Here is an 18,407-nt window from a genome sequence, read left to right on the forward strand (position 1 = left end):
ATGAATTTTAAGCATAATGCCAATGAAACGGTCAAAAGGATGTACAAATGCAGGTTTTTGGGGTGAGCAACGATAGGGGGCGCACATCGTATGAACAGCCGATCATCTATGAATAGAAAGCAAAGAACTGTAATAATCATCGCTGTCCTGATCGCCTTTGCGGGACTGGTCTCGATGATCCTATGGTCTCTTATGGTTCAAACTAAATGGCATCAAGCTGCGAGCGCTGAGGATTCATTTGCATTATCACTGGATAATGGTGATTTTGTTAGAGGCATTAAGCTAATCGGAGTCACTAGTGCAACGATGGATAAGAATCTGAAGCTGCTCATTGACGGGACGAAAATGCCAACTAAACCCGTTATGGAGCAAAATGCACTTCTTACACTCGAAATCAATGATATGGAAGCGGGAAACGGATACTTGAACAGCGTGTGGGTTAACGATAAATTAGTTCATACCTTCGAGACTAATGCCACTACTTTTACTAAGGTCACTATCCCAGTCCCAGCTCATTTACTGAAGTCCGGTAACAACAAAGTAACGTTTCGATCAGGCAGCTTAGCTTCACGGCAGGATGAAGCCGGGGAGCATGATGATTGGCGGTTTCGCGCCTTGAAATTCGAGCTGGGAGATGGAACGGTGCTGGACGATCCCAATTATAAAACCGCCACCACCTACACAGTCGGGGACGGTCAGGCTGGGGAGCCAACTAATTTATCGCTTTACAAAGATTTCAACTATACGATCAAAGACGAGAAATTCCGTACTTTTTTTTATTTATGGGATACTCAAGAGATATCGGATGGCAGCCATCAAATACAGCTTCTAGCCGACGGTCCCTCCGGTAAAAAAGCAAAAGCAGTGACGGTTCAAGTTGATAACACTTCTCCGACTCTGGAGATTATTACCCCAATAGAGGGCAGAACTTATAAAAATAAAGTCAATGTTAATGTGAAATCTACCGATGAAGGCTCTGGAAGCGGTCCCTTAGTAATTAAACTGGATGGGAAGCTGATTGAACTGCCTGCCGAGATCGACACTACCAAGCTTGCTGTCGGAGAACATAAGCTGGATGTCGCCGCCTCTGATAAAGCAGGCAATGAACGGGACAAATCGGTAACCTTTCGTGTATTGGATGAAAAGCCAAATCCGCCTGTATTGGCCGCTCCGGCAGATTTGAGTACAATTCCATCAAAGCAAACAGCACTTAGTGTACGTGTAAGCGATGCTACGGACGATCCTATGAAGGTATCATTCTATAAAGCAAAACGCTATGACCTGGCTCAGTTAGGCGGCATCCATGAGTCCTATGCCCATGCCGTCGATAGAGAACCTCCGTTAACCTTAATCCCTTCCGGAGAAACGGTTTTGACTCCGCAAGACCGAGAGCTCGTTGCTACTCGCGACGGCAAGTATTTATTAAATAACGATAAGGAGAATTTTCCTTACCACCGATTTTCGTTCAATGTCGGCAGCAGCTTGCCTAAGGATGCAGAAGCGGTATGGACGGGACATTCCCTCCCCGATCGTCTGGTAACAATGTACCTGTGGAATTATGAAAAAGCGGCCTGGGATGATCTCGATTCCAATAAAGGTACAGAGGATTTCACTCTGCATGGCAAGATTATCCCAGCTCATGTCAGAAACGAACGCGTAGAGGTACTAGTTCAAGATAGGATTCCTTCGACCGGTGACTATGATTTTGCATTTGTATGGATGACCGATACGCAGTACTATTCGGAGTCGTATCCGAAAATTTATGATTTAATGACCCAATGGGTCGTTGATAATTGGAAGGACAAGAAATTCAAATACCTCCTTCATACCGGCGATATTGTGAACAACTGGAACAGCAAAGCGGAATGGGAACGAGCCTCTGCGAGCATGAAAACGCTGGATGATGCGCATATACCGTACGGAGTTGTCGCAGGGAATCACGATGTTTATTATGACGTTGGCAACTACGATGAGTTTTGGAAGTATTTTGGCAGAGAGCGTTTTGTTAATCAACCGACCTTTGGAGGAGACTTGAACAATAATCGAGATCATTATGATTTAGTATCCGTTAACGGTCATGACTTTGTTATTGTATACCTCGGATGGCTGATCGATCAAAAAACATTTGATTGGGCAAACGGTGTATTACATAAATATTCTGACCGCAACGCGATCATTGCGACTCATGAATATTTAAAGCCAAGCAAAGCATATTACGGCCAAGGCAAAGGAGTTTGGGAGAAGCTTGTCGTTCCTAATTCCAATGTATTTATGGTATTAGGCGGCCACAATCCGGGTGCAGCTTATAATATTAAGAAGCTTGGCGACCGTACAGTTCTTGAAATGCTCAGCGACTACCAGAATGGACCCGAAGGCGGCCAAGGATTTATGAGGTTTCTACAGTTTGATTTAACAAATAACAAGCTGCTGGTCAATACGTACTCGCCTTATATAAAGAAGTGGAATTTTTTTAAACCAGATGAAGATGATTTCGTCCTGCCGCTTAATCTCAAGCCTATCGAAAAACAGGTCGCCACCGATTACATTGGTATATACGCCCGCACTAATGACCTAATAGGTCAAGTGGAGAATGTCCCAAGCGGCAGCTCAGTTACAGTAACTTACTACGGATTGCAGCCCGATCAACAATACGATTGGTATGCAGTCTCTCAAGATGAATTCGGAGGGCAAAGCAAATCTGAGGTATGGTCATTTCATACAAAGTAAAAGTAATCAACTGCAAGAAACACTAAAAGCGGAGGACTCGTCCTCCGCTTCTCAATCCCTTTTTGTTATGAAGATTTTTTTAAAAAATTATGTTTGAAGTGTATTACAAGATAGTGGAAATGAGCTCGGTCCATAATGATTTTAGCGTTTCCCAAGCGCTTTTCTGAGGTGCCTGAGCAATCGTTTGCCCGTTAGCAAGGGGCTCGGTTATTACAGCAGCAGTTACTGCTGGTTGCAGTATACTTGCATTCAGCTTGGAATCTTGAGATTTAATATCTGCGTTCGCGTCGGCCAGTGCTGCTGAATGCAAAGGAGTCGGGTTGATTCCCAGGTCAGCATAGGTGAGAAAATCTGTATAAACACCATGGACTCCCAAATCCATAAGCTGTTTCACTTCTGCTGTATCATTAATCGAATGCGCATAAGTAACAACTCCAGCTTTAGTTAGAGCCGCAATAAAACCATCGGTAACCCGTTCTGTCGGCATGGCTACCACTCGGATCCCATTATTTTTCACGAAATTAACAACTTCATCAGGTTCCATAGCGCTTAAATAGATCGAAAAAATGACATTTTTAAAAGGTACAATTTCCTTAACCGTCTCCATCATTTCCGGTGAATATATTTCCGGTATAACTCTATCGAGAATTGCGGGATCAACTTTGTTAGCCGTATCCCGGATTAAAGTAAACTGCTGCTTAACCAACTTCGGGTCCGTTTCCTTCGTATCCGTGATAAAATAAACATCAGGATGTTTGTTTAATATCCTGACTACATCATTGAACGAGAGCGGCGTATATTTTTCTAAAATTTTATAGCTTTTAAATTCTTTCAAGGTTAGAGGCTCATCCAGCTTATTCTCAGGAATATCCTGTTCGAATTTTTGCGCCAAATAGCCCATCCAATCATGACGCGCAGCTAGTTTGCCATCTTCGGTTAAGGATAAATCAATCTCGAACACACGTTGTCCTTTATCATAGTTTTGAGTAAATGCTTGTAAACTGTTGGTGTAATCAATACCGTCAATTCCACCTAATGCGTGGGCAATTAAAGGATATCGGGTCCATTCCGGGGGATCGGCTGCATAAGCGGTTGTCATTTTCCCCGGAAGCCATAAAGTTGCCGAGAGCAGAATGGATAAGCAGGCTATCAGTATGTTTCTCATCATCATCCTCACCTTTGTTTTTGGATTTGTTTTCTCTCTATGGATTGGTTTCATAATTGAATTACCCATAAAGTAGAAGAAACTACCACAAAAATTGGTGAAAGTTATGACTTTGCACAAACAAGCTGTAAATTGGACTTTGAGAATCGAATGTCATATAATAGGCACAATTTTAGGAGGTGATTATATTGGGTAATATAGTAAACATCCTATTAAATCGTCATAGTAGTCTTCCTGTGCTAGTTCTTGCTATAACTCTATTGGCAGGCTGCATGTCCAATACTCCGTTACCACAAACAGCTCCGCCATCAGGTGAAGCTCCCGCTCCAGGCACTGGAACCACTAGTCCGGGAACCCCCGGAGCTTCTGCTCCCGGAACCCATACAGCACCTGGCAGCGCACAGCCACCGGCAAATTCATCGGGACAGGCTGCGGATAAACCTTATCGATTTGTAGTTATGGGTGACAGCCGGGGATCCTCCACCGGAACTAACGAAACCACACTTCGCGCATTGATGGAAAAGGTAAAAAAGCTGTCTCCATTACCCGAATTTATTTTATTTACCGGTGATCAGGTGGTCGGCGGTTCGGATGTAGGAAAACAACTGGAGGATTGGAAAAATATTGTTGATGACTATTTCCCAATTACATCCCTGTATCCGGCACTAGGCAATCATGAGCATGATGAAGCTATATTCACGCAATCATTCCCTGCACTTCCTAAGGAGCAGCTCACTGGCTATGGCAAGACCGTATATGCTTTTGATTACGGCAATTCTCGGTTCATCACACTTAATTCCGACCGCACCAACGCGAAAAAGAAATATATTATCGATAAGGATCAGCTTGATTGGTTAGAAAAGCAGCTCAAAACAAGCGATAAAAAACATAATTTCGTTCAGTTTCATGTACCCGCCTATCCCATTGGCGCCCATCTAGGGAATTCATTAGACGGTGACCCGGCTTCCCGGGACGCCTTATGGTCTATTCTCGACAAGTATAAGGTTAGCGCTGTATTTGTAGGCCATGAGCATAATTACAACCGGCGAAAAGTGGACAGCAGCTTTGATGGAAGTGGCTATCAGTTTACAAACACCATTTATCAATTAACGGTTGGCGGTGCTGGAGCTCCCTTATATTCGGGTAATAAAGAAAATAAACAAGTCGTTGTAGGTCCAAAGGCTAGCTACCATTACATGGTCGTGGACGTAGATGGCGGCAAATCGACCTTTAGAGCGTATGATCTTCAGCAAAATGAGATCGACTCGTTTATCGTTGAGCGATAATTCTAGCGAAAGCTGAGCTTATGCTTACGAAGCAAGTTTTAGACAGAAAACTTTCAGGAGGCTAACTGCAAATGAAAAAAGGAGCTCCTTACCGTGATATGGCCATTGCTCAGGGGATGATCGCTATCCTCTTTTTCCTGCTCATCCCATTGGCAAATGCAATCGGCCCGGGAAGCCAACGTTTATCCGGCGTCCTGCATGGTCTTGGAGCATCGCTAACCTTATTAGTCGCAACCTATACTTGGCATGCTTACTATACCTACGCCAGAGGGAACAAGGCTGCTAGAGCTAAGCTGGAGTGGCGGCTGCTTACGACCAACCTGCTAACCTTGGCAACGATAATCGCTGGAAATTGGCTGTATATCGGATACCAGGCTCCTGAAGGAGCTTCGGAATGGTTTAAGCTACACGCTCCTATGGGCCATTGGGTTGTTATGGAATACAAAGAATTTGTCAGCCTCATGACCTTTCCTCTGGGAGTGGCTGCCAGTGTACTGATTCGGAGATTTTCAGAAGGCAGGAAGATGGATGAGATTCGATGGGTGGTCGGTATCTTACTGACCTTCATGTGGTTTTGCTTGTTTATCGGATTTACGTTCGGTCTTGTGTTGGCAAAATGGAAGCTGGCGTAAGGAGGTATGGTTTCGAAGGAGCTTAACTCTGTAAGCCGAATCTTCATGTATTAAGAACTGATGTAAGGAGGTCCATTATGGAAACGGAATATGAACAAGCAGAGTCACAGCAAATCAAGGAAACCCCTCAGAGAACGGAGACATCCAAGCAGCCCCGGTCTGGTGAAGCGGTTGCCGCGATGGCTGCAGTAGTTCTTGGCATGGCTGCGCTTACCGCAGCTCATTGGTGGAGTGCTGCCGATGCTCCTCATGCTAATCCAAAATTGCTGCAATGGGGCTCCTGGCTTCCGAATGGGCATCGAATCGGCCCCTTTGCAGGCAAACAAGCCGCAGCACTTGTTGTGTGGCTCACCAGCTGGCTTATACTGCTTCCACTATTGATGCGATTTGATTTCAAGCTTCGCAAGTGGACTTATGCATTTGCCACCATTATGCTGATTCTGCTTATACTCCTGTGGCCTCCTGTGTATCATGCATTGTTCGGCTGGCCCGCTTAATCAGCACTATTATTAGAGAAGGAGGCGATGGAGTGAAAAGTAAAGGCAGAGGAAGCATATCAGCCTTACCAATAACCATGCTATTCGTGTTAATGCTTGCATGCTTGACGGTTACACTTTTGATGTCCAAACCTCCTCTTACAGGGATTATGGAGCAGAGCTCGAATGTGAACCGTTCTCCAGCATGGACCATTGGATACTTGATCGGACAGCAGACTGTTAAAGAGCCGAGCCGTTTACAGCATCAGCTGGAGGCTCGTAAAGATATTATGTTTTGGGCGGGAGAGGCAAGTCTGGCAAGCGACACGTCAAACAACCAAGCCGCTAGAAAGCCTGCTCCGCGGTCATTTTTCCCAATATGGAATGAGGGTACCGCGGCTTTTAGAGACCAGTATGGGGATTTGTTCCCTCATATCCCGGAGGAACAGCTAAAGGGATATGGCAGAACCGCTTACTTCCTCGACTATGGCGAAGCCCGGTTCTGGTTTCTTAACGCCGCGAAGCTGGATGAGGAGCCATCGGCACAGCTCGATTGGCTGAAGCGAACCGCGGCGGAGAATCCCCAGCTGCACCGGATCGTGCTCCTCCAGAAGGAGCCGGTGCAGCCCGGGGTGTGGGATCGGCTCGCCGAGAGCGGCGCCGATCTCATGCTGATCGGCGCGCGGGTCTACGCGCCGGAAGCCACGGTAACCGCGCAGCCGCAGGCCGGTTACCACAGCTCCGCCCACCGCGGGTGGGCGGAGTGGACCGTGAGCAGCCCTTCGGGCGGGCTGCTCATCGTCCAAGGGCAGGGCAGCCGCCTCGAGGCTGCCCTGCCCTTGGACCCAGCCGGTCGCGCAGCGGACCGGCTCGAGCTTGATGCAGCCGCGCTGCGCCAGCCGGCTGCTGTGCAGGAGCGGGCGCCGATCAGCATCGGCGCCATGTGGCGGTACCATGCGGGTGGACCGGAGGTCCACGCCGAAGTACCGCCAGGGCTTGACCTGACCGGGGAAACCCCCGCCCGGTCAATGGAGCGGCTGCCGCGTCAGGACTGGCGCAGCCCTGAGTACAACGACGCTGGCTGGCGTTGGTCAGCCGCGCCATTCGGCCGCTCCTCGGACAGCGGCCGTAAGAACAACATTCGTACCCCGCTCTCTGCGGAGCTCCAATCGCCAGCGTACTACTTTCGCAAAAGCTTCATTCTGGATGAAGCTGAGGCTTCTGCAGCGATTAAAGAGTGGATAATGCATATTTCATTTGAAGACGGTTATATTGCCTATCTGAATGGAGTTGAAATTTCCCGAGATTCGATCCGTGAAGGGCTTGTCGACTACCGAACACTAGCTGTTCCCCATACTGGCGGATTATATGAAACCGTCTCCCTTGGCAACCACCGGAATCTGTTGGTGCAAGGCGTCAATACTTTAGCCGTAGAGGTTCACACCAGTCATCCGGACTCTCCAGAAATGTGGTTTGACCTAAGCTTATCCTACAAAAAATAAAGCCGCATTTCGACCATCCCGGTATGATAAGGAGAGGAGCAAAGCCCCATGAATAAGAAGGTGAATTTTATTCCGATAGCTCTGTTTCAAAGTTCACGGCATTTTATAAGTACAAGCTTTATATCCAAACGATGGCTGCCGCTTAGCTTATGCATCCTGCTTCCTCTCCTTTCCTTCTGTGTCGGATGCTCTAGCCAAACTAGTAATATACAAGAGCCTGAGCTTCTTGTGGCGCTTTCATTTGCTCCCCGGCATTTAATGATCGATAACCAAAATGATTTTGTTTGGACAAATGTCACCATTAAACTCAATGACAACTATACCTATCAAACCAATATGTTATCGCGCGGCCCTTCCAGCATTCCTCTATCTTCTTTCCATAATGAGCTAGGTGAGTCGTTTAATCCGGAAAAAACTCAACCCCATCATTTAATTCTCGAGGTACTTGAGGGCTTTAATGGGAAGCCAGGTCAGTTCAATTGGTAAATGGTAACAATTTGCTTAAATTACTATAAAGTTTCAATCAAGCGCATTGTCCTGGTTTATGAATGAGACTATACTATTGACATCAATCAAAACCAGAGCGTCTTCATGCATTTTTATAGGAGGATCTATTATGACAGTAGAAAGTAAAAGAAAAGAGCCATTCAGGTACATGCTAACGACTCCAACAGAATGCACATTTGAAATTATTCAGATTAATGGCTATCCCATCTCGGCGAAACCAGCTGAGGCTGCAATTATCGATCTAAGCAAGTCCGGCTGTAAGCTCTATACAAAATTGGACTTAAATGCTGAGAATAATCGGATTAAGCTGCTAGTTAATTTAGCCATTGATGGTCAAGCTATGAAATACCGTGGAACCATTCGCTGGCAAAAGCAAACCGAGCACTCCTTCCATTACGGAATTCAGTTGGAGTTAATCGATTCTGAAATAGACCAGATGCTTGCTGACATCAAAGTTTTGGCAACTCATAATAAAATAGAAGTCGTTTAACGATCTACGATCTATTCCTTCGATGCATTCAAAGACTCGCCTGTCAGCATCTTTATAAAAGCAAGCAGCGCTTGAGACATCCATTTCTTGGGATGTATAATAAGCTGGAGCTCGAACCGAAGAGCCTCATGAGCAAAGGGGACTATCGCAATACTTCCCCGATTCACTTCTTCTTGTGCCGCAATCAGCGGCATGAGTGCAATCCCCAGACCATTAGCAACGCATTGCTTGATCGCCTCCAAGCTACCCAACTCGAAGCCGATTCGAAATTGAATCCCATGATCCTTCAACAGCTTTTCAAAAATCCCCCTATAAATACAACTTTCTTCAGAAACGATTAATTCAATATCATCCAGATCTTGAATCCTCACATGAGCTTGTTTCGTCAGAGGGTGAGCAGGAGGTGCTATCAAGACCAAGGGCTCCTCACGTATTGAAATGCAATGAAGGGTCGGATCCGCAGGATAACGATCGAGCAGCAGCCCCACATCAAATTCTCCGTCCCTTACTTTAGTTAATAAGACGGACTCGCTTTCTGGAAGCAGTTGGACGGTCAATCCCACAATCTGTTGTTTCAACTGCTGCAAATAGCGCGGCAAATAATAGGCAGCTAACGAATCGATGGTACCGATAATGATCGAACCTCCGATTTGATTTGCAATTTGTTCCTTTGACTGATCATACAAATCGAGCATCTGCACAGCCAGCTTCAGAAGCTCTTCTCCAGGCGGGGTCAGCCGAAGCTGTCGACCATACCGCTCTATTAAAGACACACCATACTCCTTCTCCAGCTTCTGAATTTGCATGGTAATACTGGACTGCGCATAACCAAGCTCTTCAGCCGCCCTCGTAAAGCTCTGTCGCCTTGCAACCTCACGAAATGTACGCAGATAGGTCAAATCCATAGCTACTTGCACCTTCCCTTCACAGGTTGTTTACGACTGCTGTAATTCAGAAACATGCAGATTGTTCATTTAGCTGTAAGCCGCCCTTACTCATCATCAAAAATAATGATCATGCTCATCATTTATTATAGATAACTATGATGATTGAATCCATGCTAAAGTATCCATACACACTTAATGAATGGAGTTGGATGCAATGTTACAATCACATGAGCTTCGTGGAATTTATGTTCCTATCATAACACCTTTTAATGCTAATGGAGAGCTTGACCTGGAGTCCTTTGGATCGCTCGCCCAACATTTAATTACCGAAGGTATCCATGGTTTGGTTGTCAATGGAACCACTGGCGAATCGCCTGCTGTTGAATCGAACGAAGTACCTCTTCTAATAGCAACTGCACGTATGGCAGTTGACTCCACTCGACAAATTCCAATAGTAGTTGGTACAGGAACGAACAGCACAGCTTCTACCCTGCAAAAAACCGAACAAGCTGGGCTCCATGGAGCTGATGCTGCGCTAGTTGTTGTTCCCTACTACAGTCGACCCTCGCAGCAAGGAATTATTGAACATTTTCGCAGTCTGGCAGCTGCGGGCCTTCCGGTTATTATGTATGATGTTCCTCACCGTACTGGGGTTGTATTGGAGGTCAATACTGTACGGACTATAATGGAAATGGATCATATTATAGGCCTTAAGGACAGCACTGGCAGTATTAAATTGGTTTCGGAATTATCCCGGGTTGGATCAAAACCAGTTCTGTGCGGGGATGATGAGCATTTCTATGCGTCACTCTGCTGCGGGGCTCAAGGGGGTATGCTTGCTTCAGCCCATATAGGTACTGATCGATTTGTTCGATTGTATCAGCTTTTTATGGCAGGGCAGACGGGCGAAGCCAAGCTTCTGTTCGACGATCTGCTTCCATTAATCCGGCTCCTGTTCACTGAGCCCAATCCCGCACCGCTTAAATGGTTGCTTGCCCAACGGCTGCTAATAATGTCCGATGACTTGCGGCTTCCATTGACTCGCATAAGCACTCAGCTTCAGCAGCAGCTAGCTTCATTACAGACAAAATAAGTCGCATACATTAAACAGCTGCTTCTTCCAATTGTCGCAAGTCGCGTATATTAAACAGTTGCTTCTTCCAATTGCCGCAAGTTGCGTATATTAAACAGATGCTTCTTCCAATTGCCGCAAGTTGCGTATATTAAACAGATGCTTCTTCCAATTGCCGCAGCCTCTCCATAATCCTTCGCTTGCGGTAAAGCATTTTACCAGTCTCCGCTACCTGCTGAAGCGACTCTCGGTTGGAGTAAGCGCCAAATAGAGTTCCAGCTATGGGCACGAGCTGAAATAATTTCTTCATGCCGAAGCTGTCCCGGTAAGCGGAGACAACCTCGCGCCAGCCTTGAAGTTGGCTCATGACCTGGACAGAGATATCTTCGCTATCATATTCAGCCAGTTCTTCAAGAATTGCCTTTTTGCCTACAATGTCGGAAGAAGAGAACTGCAGGCACTTTATGATGAAGGTACGCTCTCTTGCATCCTTTGGATTGAAGCCGTAGCATATTGCCAATTCTTGCAATACCTTCAGTGACAGCCCCAACATGGCGGGTATGTCCGCTACTATAGTGAACAACCCGCCAAATCCGGTCGCCGCTCCTTGAACAGTTGCCATATTTGTTCGGCTTTCCCCTAGCTGGTCCGCTACTCGATCCATCACGCCAAGAGGCAACTCCTTGAGTTCCTTGATCTCTTCGGGTCCCTTGCCCTCTTTATATTCGTTGATCTTTTCAGGTCCCTTGATCTCCTCGTATACTTTGACCTCTTCGTATCCCTTGATCTTTTCGGGTTCCTTGATCTCTTTGTATCCCTTGATCTTTTCGGGTCCTTTGACCTCTTCGTATCCTTTGACCTTTTCAAGTCCCTGCAATTCTTTGATCTCCTCGGTCCAAGGTTCCGCTTGGCGAAATTCCCTTTGAAGCTTGTCCTGAATTGTCTTCTCAGACACAAGGTAATCTCCACCGGTTTGGATAAATCGACCTATTTCATTCAAAGCTAGCTCTATTTTGTCCTGAATTAATTTTGGTGTCCATTTATCCAACAAGACGAAGGGGAGCCGACCGAGTTTCTCCCAGAACCACAAATCTTTTTGTTCTTTTTCCCATCGAATAATAGTTTGAAGCTCCCGCAACAGCTGTTCTTTATTTTCCATTTATCTTTAATCCTCTCCTTTCCCCTTCCAATACGTAAGATTGGCGAAAAAAGGTTCAATTATTAAAACTTGCGTATATTTTGTTTTCTACATCAAAACAAGTAATTGATGCAATCAATCAGCGATCCTCTCCTTTTAGATCAAATCTAACTGGAAAAACTCCCGCTAATATAGCCCACATTACCTAAATATCTAACTTAACGGATAAAACTCCCGTTAATATCACCCTTTTGGGCAATTTCCCCACATACGCACTAAAATAGATGGACGATTTCCAGTTAAACTCCTTTCAAGGAAGAAAAGGGGAATATTAGCTCCAGAAATTCCAGTTAATATGTTAAACAGTGGATAGGAGCTTGCTTTTGGTTTTGACTTTGGTTTGACTTTGGTTTGACTTTGGTTTGACTTTGGTTTGACTTTGGTTTGACTTTGGTTTGACTTTGGTTTGACTTTGGTTTGACTTTGGTTTTTACTTGGATTTTCGCCTTACTCTCGACTTTGGTCCCTGTTTTCGCTTTGATTTCGGCATTGCTCCCTGTTTTCACTCTGGTCTCGGCATCGGTCTCAACTTTGACTTCGGCTTTGCTTCCGACTTTGGTCTCGTCTCTGCTCTCCCTTTTGCTTTAGGTTCTGGCCTTACCTTCGCTCTCGCCTTTGACCTCGCTTTGACCCTCGCCGCTCTCCTCTTCACTTTCCTCTCGGCCTTCCTCTCAGCCTTACTCTCAGCCTTCCTCTTTGCCTTCCTCGCAGCCTTCCTCTTAGCTTACCTCGTCACTTTTCTCGTCGCTTTCCTCTTCAGCTTCGTCTCAGCCTTCGTCCCACATTAATTTCACTTTAGAACCGTTTCAAGCAACTCCTACACCGGCAACTTGACAAGTTCAGGCTAACCGACTAACATCCCTTAATTGTTCAAGCCTTCCCGCTAGAATGAACATCAACATTTTTGCGGAAATATCGGAACCCCCATCGAAGTGCATATGGAACAATAAACAAAATAAATAAAATGCGGAACATTTGATAAGCAACGACTAACGAAACGTCAGCTCCGACAAGAGCAGCAGTAACCCCCATTTCCGTCATTCCGCCCGGGGACATGCCTAGAAATGCTGTCAACAACGACATAGGAAGGACTAGACTGAATGCATAGGATAGTCCTATGGAGAATCCGATTACAGCAACATTACCTAATACGGTATACGGCAGCAGTCGCCTCCAATTGCTAAGGCTGCTCAGTTTTATCCCCAGTCCCATGTATATGCCTAAGCTCCACTGGGCCAACAGTACAAATAAAGAAGGTAGATGCGGCGGCTCCAAGCCTGCGACTGTAAAAGTAGCAGCGGCCAAAATAGGCCCCAGGAAATAGGCTGTGGGGAAACGCAGCTTCACCGCTGCCCAACAGGCAACGGCCACGCCCATAAAAATCAGAAATGAGAATATGGGCCGGGAGAGCAATGCTTCACCCCAGCTCAGCAGGGAACCTATAAGTGTGTTCTCACTGCCTCCATTCGCAATGCTCCCTACCCCCGCACCTCCAGCACCAAGCCCATCAGCAAGTCCATGGACAGCGACAAAGGGGATCACAAATACTACCATAAGCAAGCGGATGGTTTGCATAAAAGCTACTACGGCTTTATCTGCCCCTTCGATTTCTTCGCTCAGCACTATCATCTGAGATAATCCTCCCGGTATACTGCCGATGGCACTGCTAGCCGGGCTCACTCCCGTTTGGCGGGCGGTAATAAAGGCAATACCCAAGCTGAAAGCTATCGTCAGCAACGTAGCTATAAACATGGATGGCAGCTGCGAGGAGATTTGCTTGGCACTGTTCAATGTAAAGGAGAGTCCCAAGCTGTAGCCAAGCAGCAGTAAGCCCCCATTGCGCAGCCTAATCGGCCAAACCAAACTTCGTCGTGTACAAACAGTCCATACCAGAACCGCCGCCAAGGGTCCAAGCATCCAGCTCAGCGGCACATGCAGAAGGGTAAAGAGCATCCCACCCGCAAAGGTGATGAGGACCGTTTCCAATATCCGTTTCATGTTGTATTCCTCTTTTCTTAGAACCTGCAATACGTTCATCGTATACTTTCTGTTATTATATCAAAACAAGGCCGTACAGCACATGAAAGTGTTGTACGGCCTCCTCTATGAACTCATTTAAGCTTTTCTCTAAAATTTCACGAGATCCGCAACCTGCACAGCTTGACCTGTACGAAGTGAACGGTTTCCTGCAATACCTGTAAGTATGGACATCGCACCATCTACATGAGATGCTGCACGGTTGAATCGATCTGGAGCTGGCTCACCGAATAAATCATTGAGCAATACCGGATCTCCGCCGCCATGGCCTCCCTTGCCTTCTTCTACCGTTACTTCATATGGCTTATCAAACAAAGGATGCACAAGAATTTTCTTCCCTGTTACCGCGCCTTCCAGACCTTGTTCGCCACCGGAGTTGACATAGGATTGCTCAACTACGTTCATTTCAATGCGGCCTTTAGTTCCGTTAAAACAAACACGGAAGCCTTCCCAAGGTGCATAAGCGTACAGATTGTAAGTTAGAAACGCATTGCTGCGGTATTTAACCATAACGCCCATTGTATCTTCAATATTGATGCCATCGCCGAATACGCTTTGGTCACGATAATAACCGTCTTCTTTTTCTGCATCCAAATACATAGCTTTCAGATTACCGTTATCCTCCAAGTGCAAAGCGAATGGATCGTTCTTAGCATATTCGCTGCCATGAGCACGGGAATAAAACTTCGTTTCTCCACGTTTCTCGGCATTCTCGCGGCCATAGAACATCAAGTCACCAAGAGCATACACAGTAGCAGGCTGAGTGCCTAACCAGAAGTTCACCAGATCGAAATGGTGAGTCGATTTATGAACCAGCAGACCGCCGCTGTTGCGTTTGTCGCGATGCCAACGACGGAAGTAATCCGCGCCATGCTTCGTATTTAACAGCCATTCAAAATGAACGGAGTTCACATCTCCGATAACTCCATCAGCGATAAGCTCGCGGATTTTCGTGTTATGTGGTGAATAACGGTAGTTAAATGTTACGCGCAGCTGGCGGCCTGTTCTTTTTACAGCATCCAATATTTCCTGGCATTTCACTTCGTCTACAGTCATCGGTTTTTCAGTAATGACATCGCAGCCAAGTTCCATTGCGCGAATAATATAAGTATGGTGAGTACGGTCAACGGTTGTGACAATTACGAAATCCGGCTTTGACTCTTCAATCATGCGGTCGAATTCTTCGGATTTGTAGGTAGGAAGAGGTCCAACACCATGTGCTCCCACTTTTTTATTGGCAAAATCCATACGAGTCTGGTTTACATCGCAAAATGCGACGAGCTCAGAAGTTTCTTTAAAATCCTTGGCAATGGCGGAGTAAAAAAAACTGGCACGGCCACCTGTACCAACGAGTGCATATCTTTTACGAGTTGACATCTATTCTTCCTCCCTTGTCTATGTTATTGTGATTATAGCGCAATAATTATAATAAAACAGCACTATAATTGCTTAAAAAATCTTTTTTTCAACATTTCTTGCAGTCAATATCTGCATAATCATTGGAGGAGCATTTCATGAAAGACAGCCATTCATCCAAGATGAAGCTTGCATTTTCCTCAGATCATGGACTTTTCCATCTGGATCATTCCATTCGCACAGGTCCTTATAATATGACTCAGAATCATTCGCATGACTCCTTTGAAATTTATTATATGCGTGCGGGAGAACGGTTTTATTTCATTAAAGACCGCTCCTATCATGTAAAAAGGGGGGATCTGGTGCTTATTCAGCCTAATGTTCTGCATAAAACAACCGAATCTTATTCCCCTAATCATGAACGGGTATTGATCAATTTCAAGACTGCGTTCGTTACGCGGATAAACAATGAAATTGCCCCGGATTTACTGCAAATATTCGAGGAAGGTCCAGTGCTCCATCCCGATGCCCGTGAATTAATTATTATAGAGTCGATCATGGACAAAATGCTGCGGGAGCAAAAGCAGGGCGAGCCGGATGCAGAGGGATATATAAAACTGCTGCTTGGAGAACTGATGCTGCTGATTAACCGGCATATTCGCCAGACTGACCGCAAAAGCAAAACCTCCGAGCATCCAACCACTTTGCACCGAAAAGTGTCCGATATGGTTGTCTTCATCAATGAGAACTACCGGGAGCCGCTGTCGTTAAAATCACTTGCAGAGCATTTTCATATCAGTCCGTTTTATTTGTGCCGCATCTATAAGGAGGTTACAGGCTTTACCGTTGTTGAATATGTCAATCAGGTGCGTGTGCAGGAAGCCCAGGTGCTTCTGAAAACAACTCGCAGCTCGGTAACCGACATTACGGAAAAGGTCGGCTTTGAGAGCAGCACGCACTTCGGGCGTATTTTCAAAACCTTATGCGGAATGTCTCCGCTGCAATATCGAAAATTGAATAAAACGTAATACCCGGATCTATTATCCTATGCTATTATTTAACCAAAAAGGGCCTTGAGCCAGCATTTTCATGCTGCTCCAGGCCCCTTTTTCACTTTAAACCAACTTACACTAATTGCTCCGGATTTAATTGCTCCAGCTCAGGAATGACAAACCTTCCATCCTTACGGATCAGAACGTCATCGAAATAAATTTCTCCGCCGCCGAATTCTGGCCGTTGAATAAGAACCATATCCCAATGCACAGAGGAACGGTTGCTGTTATCTGCATCCTCATACGCATTACCAGGAGTAAAGTGGATGCTGCCATCGATTTTTTCATCAAACAAAATATCTTTCATCGGCTGCTTGATGTACGGATTTACACCAATAGCAAATTCGCCAATGTAGCGAGAGCCCTCATCTGTATCCAATATCTCATTGATTTTCTTCGTATTATTGCTTGTTGCTTCGATGATTTTACCGTTCTCAAATTTCAGCATCACATTTTCAAACGAGGTTCCCGTATAAATGGTTGGTGTATTGTAGGTAATCACTCCATTTACGGAATTTTTAACTGGCGCCGTGAACACCTCTCCATCAGGAATATTATGTGCTCCTGCACATGGAATAGACGGAATGCCTTTGATCGAGAAGGTCAGATCTGTTCCTGGGGAAACCAGGCGAACTTTGTCCGTCCGGTCCATTAAGGAGACAAGCGACTCCATGGCTTTGGCCATTTTGCTATAATCAAGGTTGCATACTTGGAAATAAAAGTCCTCAAATGCTTCGGTGCTCGTATTGGCTAATTGAGCCATAGAAGGATTTGGATAACGCATAACGCACCATTTGGTGTGATTGACACGCTGATCAACGACCGGACGCTGATATTCCTTCACGTAGAGCTTCATTTGTTCCTCTGGCACATCGGAGGTTTCGGTAATGTTGTCTCCGCTGCGTACAGCTATGTAGGCCTGCATTTGCTTCATACGTTGAAGCTCCAGCCCCATAAGAGTCTGGTACTGCTCCTTTGTTCCGTTAAGCATTAAGCTGCGCGTCACAGCAGGGTTGCGCAGTTCAACAAATGGATGTCCACCTGCCGCATACACTTCTTCAATCAAGCATTTAGTCAGCTCCTGATCGGGCAGTCCAATCATCTCAAGCAGTATATTTTCACCAGGCTGTAAATTTACGGAATAACGAATCAAATTATTAGCCATAGTCTTGAGTCGCGGATCTCTCATTTCACTCATCTCTCCTTTATTCTTTTACTTCTATTCAATGTAACCAATTTTGCTAAAAACATCAAATCTGTTCGCCATGATGTGCTATGTAATAATTTCTTTACACAATAAAACAATCACCCTCAAAACCGAGGATGATTGTTCTGTATGGCCCCATATTCATTTACATGCAACGCTTCGAGCTTAACCTCCGTCGGATCAAATATTAATAGCTCCTCCGGCTGAAATGCATTCGTTATTTCCCGCTCCGCGCTCTCTGGTGAGTCCGAACCGTGAATAATATTATTGCCCTTATCTGTTGCAAAATCACCTCGAATGGTTCCAGCCGAAGCTTCAAGCGGATTGGTCTTTCCGATCATTAAACGGGACATAGCAACAACCCCTTTTCCCTGCCATACCATGGCAAACACAGGCCCGGATGTTATAAACTCAAGCAGCTCGCCATAAAAGGGCTTGTCTGTATGCTCCGCATAATGTGCTTCGGCCTGCGCCATTGTCATTCTCATCAGCTTGGCTCCAATCAGCTCGAAGCCTTTATCTTCAAATCGCTGAACCAATTTCCCTATCATTTTTCGCTGCACCGCGTCAGGCTTAAGCATTAAGAATGTTTTTTCCATTACCCTGCACACTCCATTCTGTCTTGTTATGATCTTGGTAACATTCCATTATTACCCAAAATATGCTTTCTCACTCCTAAGCCTTGCCTGCATAGCTAAAAAAATGTTTACTTATAGGCTCTCAGCAAGCTCCACAGACTCCTTCATATACAAAAAAGCTAAATCAGGCGCATCGCGGCAGCTGATTCAGCTTTCTTTATTTCACTATCATTGT

16 protein-coding genes are annotated in these 18,407 nt (G+C 45.6%); 9 read left to right on the plus strand and 7 right to left on the minus strand.

The window, feature by feature from the left end:
• The first annotated feature begins 90 nt into the window (after window positions 1-90).
• Window positions 91-2,727, plus strand: a complete 2,637-nt coding sequence (locus NV381_RS22770; protein ID WP_258215584.1) for a metallophosphoesterase — start codon at window positions 91-93, stop codon at window positions 2,725-2,727.
• 103 nt (window positions 2,728-2,830) lie between these two features.
• On the opposite strand, the gene NV381_RS22775 is transcribed toward NV381_RS22770, so the two are convergent.
• On the minus strand, window positions 2,831-3,892 hold the full coding sequence (locus NV381_RS22775; RefSeq protein ID WP_258215585.1) for a phosphatidylinositol-specific phospholipase C/glycerophosphodiester phosphodiesterase family protein: 1,062 nt from the start codon (window positions 3,890-3,892) through the stop codon (window positions 2,831-2,833).
• Window positions 3,893-4,080: 188 nt separating this feature from the next.
• Here NV381_RS22775 and NV381_RS22780 point away from each other — a divergent pair, with 188 nt between their 5' ends.
• The 6 genes from NV381_RS22780 to NV381_RS22805 all read left to right on the plus strand — a co-directional run bounded on the left by NV381_RS22780 (window position 4,081) and on the right by NV381_RS22805 (window position 8,785).
• Window positions 4,081-5,178 (plus strand): metallophosphoesterase family protein, encoded by a 1,098-nt coding sequence (locus tag NV381_RS22780; protein ID WP_258215586.1) that lies wholly within the window; start codon window positions 4,081-4,083, stop codon window positions 5,176-5,178.
• Window positions 5,179-5,249: 71 nt separating this feature from the next.
• Window positions 5,250-5,810, plus strand: coding sequence for a hypothetical protein (locus tag NV381_RS22785; RefSeq protein WP_258215587.1), 561 nt, complete (start codon window positions 5,250-5,252; stop codon window positions 5,808-5,810).
• A 77-nt stretch (window positions 5,811-5,887) separates the two neighbouring features.
• The gene (locus NV381_RS22790; RefSeq protein WP_258215588.1) at window positions 5,888-6,307 is read left to right on the plus strand and encodes a hypothetical protein; all 420 of its coding nucleotides are present in this window, start codon (window positions 5,888-5,890) and stop codon (window positions 6,305-6,307) included.
• Window positions 6,308-6,339: 32 nt separating this feature from the next.
• Complete coding sequence (locus NV381_RS22795) at window positions 6,340-7,788, plus strand: hypothetical protein (RefSeq protein WP_258215589.1); 1,449 nt, start codon at window positions 6,340-6,342, stop codon at window positions 7,786-7,788.
• Between the two features lie 48 nt (window positions 7,789-7,836).
• Window positions 7,837-8,274 (plus strand): hypothetical protein, encoded by a 438-nt coding sequence (locus NV381_RS22800; RefSeq protein ID WP_258215590.1) that lies wholly within the window; start codon window positions 7,837-7,839, stop codon window positions 8,272-8,274.
• Window positions 8,275-8,404: 130 nt separating this feature from the next.
• Complete coding sequence (locus tag NV381_RS22805; protein ID WP_258215591.1) at window positions 8,405-8,785, plus strand: PilZ domain-containing protein; 381 nt, start codon at window positions 8,405-8,407, stop codon at window positions 8,783-8,785.
• 11 nt (window positions 8,786-8,796) lie between these two features.
• Here NV381_RS22805 and NV381_RS22810 read toward each other — a convergent pair whose 3' ends face one another.
• Entirely contained in the window at window positions 8,797-9,690 is an 894-nt protein-coding gene (locus NV381_RS22810; protein WP_258215592.1) for a LysR family transcriptional regulator, read from the minus strand.
• 196 nt (window positions 9,691-9,886) lie between these two features.
• Between NV381_RS22810 and dapA the strand changes: the two genes are divergently transcribed.
• The gene (gene dapA, locus NV381_RS22815; RefSeq protein WP_258215593.1) at window positions 9,887-10,765 is read left to right on the plus strand and encodes a 4-hydroxy-tetrahydrodipicolinate synthase; all 879 of its coding nucleotides are present in this window, start codon (window positions 9,887-9,889) and stop codon (window positions 10,763-10,765) included.
• A gap of 130 nt (window positions 10,766-10,895) precedes the next feature.
• Here dapA and NV381_RS22820 read toward each other — a convergent pair whose 3' ends face one another.
• From NV381_RS22820 to NV381_RS22830, 3 genes are all read right to left on the minus strand, one after another.
• Window positions 10,896-11,903 carry an EcsC family protein gene (locus NV381_RS22820; protein WP_258215594.1) on the minus strand — a complete coding sequence of 336 codons (1,008 nt, stop codon included), beginning with the start codon at window positions 11,901-11,903 and terminating at the stop codon, window positions 10,896-10,898.
• Between the two features lie 909 nt (window positions 11,904-12,812).
• Window positions 12,813-13,940: an AbrB family transcriptional regulator gene (locus NV381_RS22825; RefSeq protein ID WP_258215595.1), complete on the minus strand. Its 1,128-nt coding sequence runs from the start codon at window positions 13,938-13,940 to the stop codon at window positions 12,813-12,815.
• Window positions 13,941-14,069: 129 nt separating this feature from the next.
• Complete coding sequence (locus NV381_RS22830) at window positions 14,070-15,356, minus strand: Gfo/Idh/MocA family oxidoreductase (RefSeq protein ID WP_258215596.1); 1,287 nt, start codon at window positions 15,354-15,356, stop codon at window positions 14,070-14,072.
• A 137-nt stretch (window positions 15,357-15,493) separates the two neighbouring features.
• Between NV381_RS22830 and NV381_RS22835 the strand changes: the two genes are divergently transcribed.
• Window positions 15,494-16,363, plus strand: a complete 870-nt coding sequence (locus tag NV381_RS22835; RefSeq protein WP_258215597.1) for an AraC family transcriptional regulator — start codon at window positions 15,494-15,496, stop codon at window positions 16,361-16,363.
• A gap of 97 nt (window positions 16,364-16,460) precedes the next feature.
• Here the strand turns inward: NV381_RS22835 and NV381_RS22840 are convergent, their stop codons facing one another.
• The gene (locus tag NV381_RS22840; protein WP_258215598.1) at window positions 16,461-17,576 is read right to left on the minus strand and encodes an aminopeptidase; all 1,116 of its coding nucleotides are present in this window, start codon (window positions 17,574-17,576) and stop codon (window positions 16,461-16,463) included.
• A 122-nt stretch (window positions 17,577-17,698) separates the two neighbouring features.
• Window positions 17,699-18,193: a nucleoside-diphosphate kinase gene (gene ndk / locus NV381_RS22845; RefSeq protein ID WP_258215599.1), complete on the minus strand. Its 495-nt coding sequence runs from the start codon at window positions 18,191-18,193 to the stop codon at window positions 17,699-17,701.
• Between the last annotated feature and the right edge of the window lie 214 nt (window positions 18,194-18,407).

It is taken from the genome of Paenibacillus radicis (ex Xue et al. 2023) (assembly GCF_024722015.1).
In the GTDB taxonomy this organism is placed as follows: domain Bacteria; phylum Bacillota; class Bacilli; order Paenibacillales; family NBRC-103111; genus Paenibacillus_S.

Bases quoted from the DNA above. Each gene is read 5' to 3' on its own strand.
- NV381_RS22770 (WP_258215584.1), top strand. From the start codon at position 91: ATGAACAGCCGATCATCTATGAATAGAAAGCAAAGAACTGTAATAATC.
- NV381_RS22775 (WP_258215585.1), bottom strand. From the start codon at position 3,892: ATGAGAAACATACTGATAGCCTGCTTATCCATTCTGCTCTCGGCAACT.
- NV381_RS22785 (WP_258215587.1), top strand. From the start codon at position 5,250: ATGAAAAAAGGAGCTCCTTACCGTGATATGGCCATTGCTCAGGGGATG.
- NV381_RS22790 (WP_258215588.1), top strand. From the start codon at position 5,888: ATGGAAACGGAATATGAACAAGCAGAGTCACAGCAAATCAAGGAAACC.
- NV381_RS22800 (WP_258215590.1), top strand. From the start codon at position 7,837: ATGAATAAGAAGGTGAATTTTATTCCGATAGCTCTGTTTCAAAGTTCA.
- NV381_RS22805 (WP_258215591.1), top strand. From the start codon at position 8,405: ATGACAGTAGAAAGTAAAAGAAAAGAGCCATTCAGGTACATGCTAACG.
- NV381_RS22810 (WP_258215592.1), bottom strand. From the start codon at position 9,690: ATGGATTTGACCTATCTGCGTACATTTCGTGAGGTTGCAAGGCGACAG.
- dapA (WP_258215593.1), top strand. From the start codon at position 9,887: ATGTTACAATCACATGAGCTTCGTGGAATTTATGTTCCTATCATAACA.
- NV381_RS22820 (WP_258215594.1), bottom strand. From the start codon at position 11,903: ATGGAAAATAAAGAACAGCTGTTGCGGGAGCTTCAAACTATTATTCGA.
- NV381_RS22825 (WP_258215595.1), bottom strand. From the start codon at position 13,940: ATGAAACGGATATTGGAAACGGTCCTCATCACCTTTGCGGGTGGGATG.
- NV381_RS22830 (WP_258215596.1), bottom strand. From the start codon at position 15,356: ATGTCAACTCGTAAAAGATATGCACTCGTTGGTACAGGTGGCCGTGCC.
- NV381_RS22835 (WP_258215597.1), top strand. From the start codon at position 15,494: ATGAAAGACAGCCATTCATCCAAGATGAAGCTTGCATTTTCCTCAGAT.
- NV381_RS22840 (WP_258215598.1), bottom strand. From the start codon at position 17,576: ATGAGAGATCCGCGACTCAAGACTATGGCTAATAATTTGATTCGTTAT.
- ndk (WP_258215599.1), bottom strand. From the start codon at position 18,193: ATGGAAAAAACATTCTTAATGCTTAAGCCTGACGCGGTGCAGCGAAAA.